Origin of the sequence: Streptomyces niveiscabiei (genome assembly GCF_001419795.1) — a bacterium.
Lineage (GTDB): Bacteria > Actinomycetota > Actinomycetes > Streptomycetales > Streptomycetaceae > Streptomyces > Streptomyces niveiscabiei.
The window spans coordinates 1-4,797 of record NZ_LIRL01000143.1; the positions used below are offsets into that span (position 1 = coordinate 1).

The window sequence follows — 4,797 nt, forward strand, 5'->3', positions numbered from 1 at the left end:
CCGTCGAGAGACACGGCGGCGTGGTCGTCGTACCGCGCCGCCGTGTCTCTCGACGGTGAACTCGGGCTGGACCGGTACGGGGTGGGGCCGTCCGTGTGCGACCCCTTGTCGGGCGTGCGGGTCAGTCGCGGCGTGCGACCACCCGGTACGCGTTGCACATCCGCCACCGCCGGGCCAGCGGGCGTACGGCGATCCGGTCGAGGACGGTCGCCGCGAGCAGGGCCGGGATTCCCGCCACGAACACAGCAGTTCGGGTCGCCCGGCGCAGCAGGCCCGGCGGCTGCTTCAGCCAGGGCGTGTTCTCGGGCGGCGAGATGTGGCCCAGCGCCAGCCACACGGCGGCCACCAGGTCGACCGCCTCATGGGGCTCGGTGTGCTCCTCGGCGACCACGGTGAACCCCAACTCCTCCAGCCGGTCGCGCAGGTTGGCCACCGGCATGAAGTGCAGGTGTTGCGGCTGGAGCCAGGGCAGCCACCACCGCCCGAGCACCCGCGACAGCCGGCTCTCCGCGTCGGGCACTTCGATCAGGAGGTGCCCGCCCGCCCGCACCACCTGCCGCGCGGCCCGCAGTTCCCGGTCCGGGTCGGTGCTGTGCTCCAGGTAGTGGAACATGCTCACCACGTCGTACTGACCGGCGAGTTCGTCGGCGAGCGCGGGGAAACTCCCCCGGTAACCGCGCTCCACGCGTTTCTCCCGCTCGGCGATCTCCACCCCGTCGGTGAAGTCGAGCCCGTCGAAGACGGTGTCCGGCAGCAGCCCGTCACGCACCGCCGCGCAGAAGTGCCCCTGCCCGGTCCCGACGTCCAGCCACCGCTTGGGCGCCGGATCGTGCGCGGTCATGGAGCGCGCCCGCCCCAGATACGACGTGTCCCGCCCGTCGAAGAGGCCCTCCAACTGCTTCTCGCCGAGCCCGTCGTAGAAGTCCCGGTAGTAGAACTCCAGGCCCTCGTCGGTCAGTTGGGGGTTCTGGAAGATGTGCCCGCACGTCTCGCAGCGGTCGAGCGCGAACCGTCCCGGCTTGTGCTGCAACAGGTCGGTGGTCCGCAGCCGGGTACTGAGCAACTCCCCGCCGCACCACGGGCAGTCGGCCCGTCGCGGCGCGAAGAACCGCTCCGTCCCGGCCGCCAGGTCCCGCTGGTAGCGCGGCCTCAACTCCGCGATCCACCGCTCCCGCTCGTCCTTCGCCTCACTCACGCACGACTCCTCTCGGCAAGCTCTTCGAGATGGACGGCGGCGGCGTCCGCACCCCCGGCCGCCCGGAACGCCGCCCCCACCCGCGCGGCCCGCGCGCGGTACGACGGCTCGTCGAGCACGGCGTCCAGCGCCGCCCCCAGCTTCTGCGCGCCGACCCGCCCGAACCGCACCCGCACCCCGGCCCCGGCGGCCACGACCTGCCCGGCGACCAGCGGCTGGTCGTCCCGGATGGGCGCGACGACCAGCGGCACGCCGTACCAGAGCGCCTCGCACACGGTGTTGTGCCCCGCGTGGCAGACGACGGCGTCAACTCCCTTGGCCAGCAAGGCGATCTGCGGGACGGACGGCACGAGCAGCACGTTCTCGCCGGACTCGCCGCCCAGCACGCCACCGGGGTCGACCACCACCGCCTGGAGCCGCGCCGCCCGCTCGCGCACCACGTCCCGGCACACGGCGAGGAACCGCTCCCCGGCGTCGGTGTTCGCCGTGCCGAGGCTCACGAGGACGGTCGCGCGGTCCGGGTCGAGCCACTCCCACGGGAACCCCTCGTCGCCGGGGCGGTCGGTGACCGACGGTCCCACCCAGCGAACCGACCTGATGTCACCGGCGAGTTCGGGCGTGCTGAACCCGATGACGAGATGCGGCGAGAACCGGGGGTCGGCGGTCCCGGACGCGTCCCCGACGGACCGCCGCAGCGCGCCGAGCCGGGCCTCGATCCACTCCCGCACCTTCGGCAGACCGGCCAGCGGGTCCACGAACTCGGCCGTGGTCGTCGCGGACGTCGCCCACGGGACCCCGGCCCGCTCCGCGACCAGCGCCCCGGCGAAGGCCTGTTGGTCGGCGACGACCACATCGGGGCGGAACACCTCCACGGCCCGGCGCACCCCGGGCGCCATCGCCTCCGCGAGGGGGAGCAGGAACCGTTCCCACAGGAACTTCAGCGCCTCGGGGCCACGGATCTCGGGCGGCCGGTGGGAGAGGGCGGCGCCGGTGCGCAGGAGGCGGGCGATGCCGCTGCCGGGCTCGGTGTCGGCGGGGTGCGGCGCCCCGGCCCTGGTGTCGGCGTGGTGCGGCGCCTCGTCCTCGGCGTCGGTGCGGTGTGGCGCCCCGCCCTCGTCCTCGCAGCCGAACACCACCGCGTCCGCCCCCGCCAGCCGCCGTACCAGCTCCCGGTCCGGGCATACCCACGCCACCCGGTGGCCCCGGGCCGCGAGGCGTGCGGCGACGCCGACGGCCGGGTTGACGTGGCCCGTGAGGGGCGGGACGACGAAGAGGAAGCCGCTCACCGGGCGGTCACCGCCGCGCAGGTCCCGGCGATGAGGGACCGGACGTGCTCGCCGACCGTGGCCGGGGCCTCGACGAGGATCGAGTGCTCGTGGCCGGGCAGGATCACCGTCCGGCAGTCGGGCAGCAACTCCGCGAGCCGGGGAGCGAGTTCGGCGACATCGGACTCACCGCCGTACAGCGCGAGGACCGGGCAGGACACCGACGCGATCTGATGGTCCGTCAAGATCCGGCTGGCGGGGATGTCCTGGCCGAGCGAGGTCTCACGGGCCAGGCGGGCGGCGCCCCTTGCGAGCCGGGCCATGTTGTGGCCCCGGTGCGCGGCGATCCACGTGATGGTGTCCGACTCGTTGTGCGCCAGCTCGTGCACGACCCGGCCGAGGATGCGGCGCAGCTTCGACGCCCAGGCGGGCGTGGCCGGTTCGGACTCGATCAGACTGAGGCTCGCGACCCGCTCCGGATGCCGCACGGCGTACCCGAACGCGATCGTCCCGCCGTAGGAGTTGCCCACCAGATGCACCGGGCCGGTCACCCTCAGCCGCTCCAGCAGGGCTTCCAGATCGGTGATGCCGTCGTCCAGGGAGTACCCGTCGGGCGGCCGGTCGCTGCGGCCGTGCCCGCGCAGGTCGTACATGATCACATCGAGCCCGTCCGCCGCGAACGAGGGCGCCACGGTGAAGTAGTAGCTCGCGAGACTGTCGGTGAGCAGCCCGTGGACCAGTACGACCGTGGCGCGCGAACTCCGGCTGCCCCGGGGCCCGATGCGCTGGACGTGCAGCCGCAGCGCGCCGGTGTCGACCATCGACACGGGTCAGCCCTCCTCGGCCGCTTTGAGACCGAGCACGACGTACTCGACGAGCCGCCCGACGGTGAGTTCGATGATCTCCTCGAACTCCATCCCGGCCAGGAACTCGGCGAAGTTGATCCGTTCGCCGTACCGCTCCTGGAGGAGCCCGGCCAGCGTCACGAGGTCGATGCTCTCCAGCTCCAGGTCCCGGTTGAAGGACGTCTCCATGCTGATCTCGGCGTCGTCGACGCCGTACTCGTCCTCCAGGAGGCGGGCGAGCATGGCGGACACGTCGGCGAGAACGGTTTCCTCGTTCATCGGGCCTCGTACTCCTCTTCGTTCGCGTGTCCCGTCGTCCAGGCCACGACGTACTCCCGCGCCGGCAGGCCCGGCGGGTTGGCGGCCGGTGCGCAGTGCACCGGGTAGGCGCGCTCCAGGCGGCCGGAGACGGTCAGCAGGTCGCCGTCCGGGGTGACGTCCAGGACTGTGAACTCCCGTGGTCTGCCGCCGAGTCCGGTCCCCTCGGCCTTCGCGACCGCCTCCTTCGCCGCCCAGAACCGGGTGAACCACAGCGCGCGCGAGCCCACCAGGCCGTCCAGCAGCCGGAGTTCGGCCGGGGCGAGGGCGGCGGCCTCCGTCTCCGGGGTCCGTTCGGTGACTTCCTCGATGTCGATGCCGGGTCCCGGTCCCGGCCGGTGCGGCCGGACGATCGCCGCGCCGGCTTCCGCGCAGTGCGCCAACGACACGTCCAGCGCGGGCAGTTCACGCCCGTGCACGCCCACGACGTACGGCCGGCCCAGGCCGTCGTTCTCCACGCGCAGCTCCGCCGGGAACACCGGGCCCTCGCCGTGTTCCCACAACCACCTGCGCACCGCGTCCTTCGCGGCGATCCGGCCCAGCAGCCACTGCCGCCGGCCGCGCGGGGCGTGCTCGGCGTAGCGCGAACGCTCCACTCCGGCCAGGGAGTTGCGCATGATCAGATCCCGCGAGGCGAGATCCGGCCAGCGCTCGTGCACCAACGTCCAGCCCCCGGGGCGCAGTTCGGAGAGCGTGTTGCGCTCCGGGAAGCGCTCCACGGGGCGGGTACGCGGGTCGTTGTCGAAGCGGCGGTCCTGCCAGCCGGTGATCTCCGCCCAGGGCGTGCCGTTCACGGTGAGCTCGACGTCCGCCTCCAGGACGGTGTCCGTCAGCGCCGTGATCCGTACCAGGCAGGCGACTTGGGTGCCGGGGGAGGGGTGGGGGCCGTGGAAGCGGATCTCCCGGATGCCGACCGGGAAGACGACCGTGCGCTCCGTACGGGTCGCCATGATCCAGTAGCCGAGGAGCTGACCGACGTTGTCCAGGAGGGCGCCCGGGGCCGGTGGGGTGGTGATGACGCCCCGGACGTGGCGGTCACCGATCGCGGTCAGGTCGGTGACGCCCTGGAACGCCGGGCCGTGGAACATCCAGCGCTCTTCGTAGAGTTGGGCCGCCGTGTGGTCCGGGGTGCGTTCCGGGACGGGCGGTGTGCCGCGAGGGGTGGGGGGTGCGT

5 protein-coding genes are annotated in these 4,797 nt (G+C 73.1%); all 5 read right to left on the reverse strand.

From position 1 onward, the window contains the following. Positions 1–121: 121 nt before the first annotated feature. Positions 122–1,195 carry a class I SAM-dependent methyltransferase gene (locus tag AOK24_RS07790; protein ID WP_107103912.1) on the reverse strand — a complete coding sequence of 358 codons (1,074 nt, stop codon included), beginning with the start codon at positions 1,193–1,195 and terminating at the stop codon, positions 122–124. Then, positions 1,192–2,481 (reverse strand): glycosyltransferase, encoded by a 1,290-nt coding sequence (locus AOK24_RS07795; RefSeq protein WP_055719311.1) that lies wholly within the window; start codon positions 2,479–2,481, stop codon positions 1,192–1,194. The genes AOK24_RS07790 and AOK24_RS07795 overlap by 4 nt, the downstream gene beginning before the upstream one ends. After that, positions 2,478–3,281, reverse strand: a complete 804-nt coding sequence (locus tag AOK24_RS07800; protein ID WP_055719315.1) for an alpha/beta fold hydrolase — start codon at positions 3,279–3,281, stop codon at positions 2,478–2,480. Before AOK24_RS07800 ends, AOK24_RS07795 begins: the two co-directional genes overlap by 4 nt. A gap of 9 nt (positions 3,282–3,290) precedes the next feature. Next, on the reverse strand, positions 3,291–3,584 hold the full coding sequence (locus tag AOK24_RS07805) for an acyl carrier protein (protein ID WP_055719312.1): 294 nt from the start codon (positions 3,582–3,584) through the stop codon (positions 3,291–3,293). Continuing rightward, positions 3,581–4,797: 4'-phosphopantetheinyl transferase superfamily protein (locus AOK24_RS07810; RefSeq protein ID WP_159051815.1), on the reverse strand; the 1,217-nt coding region annotated here is incomplete at its 5' end. The genes AOK24_RS07810 and AOK24_RS07805, both read right to left, overlap by 4 nt.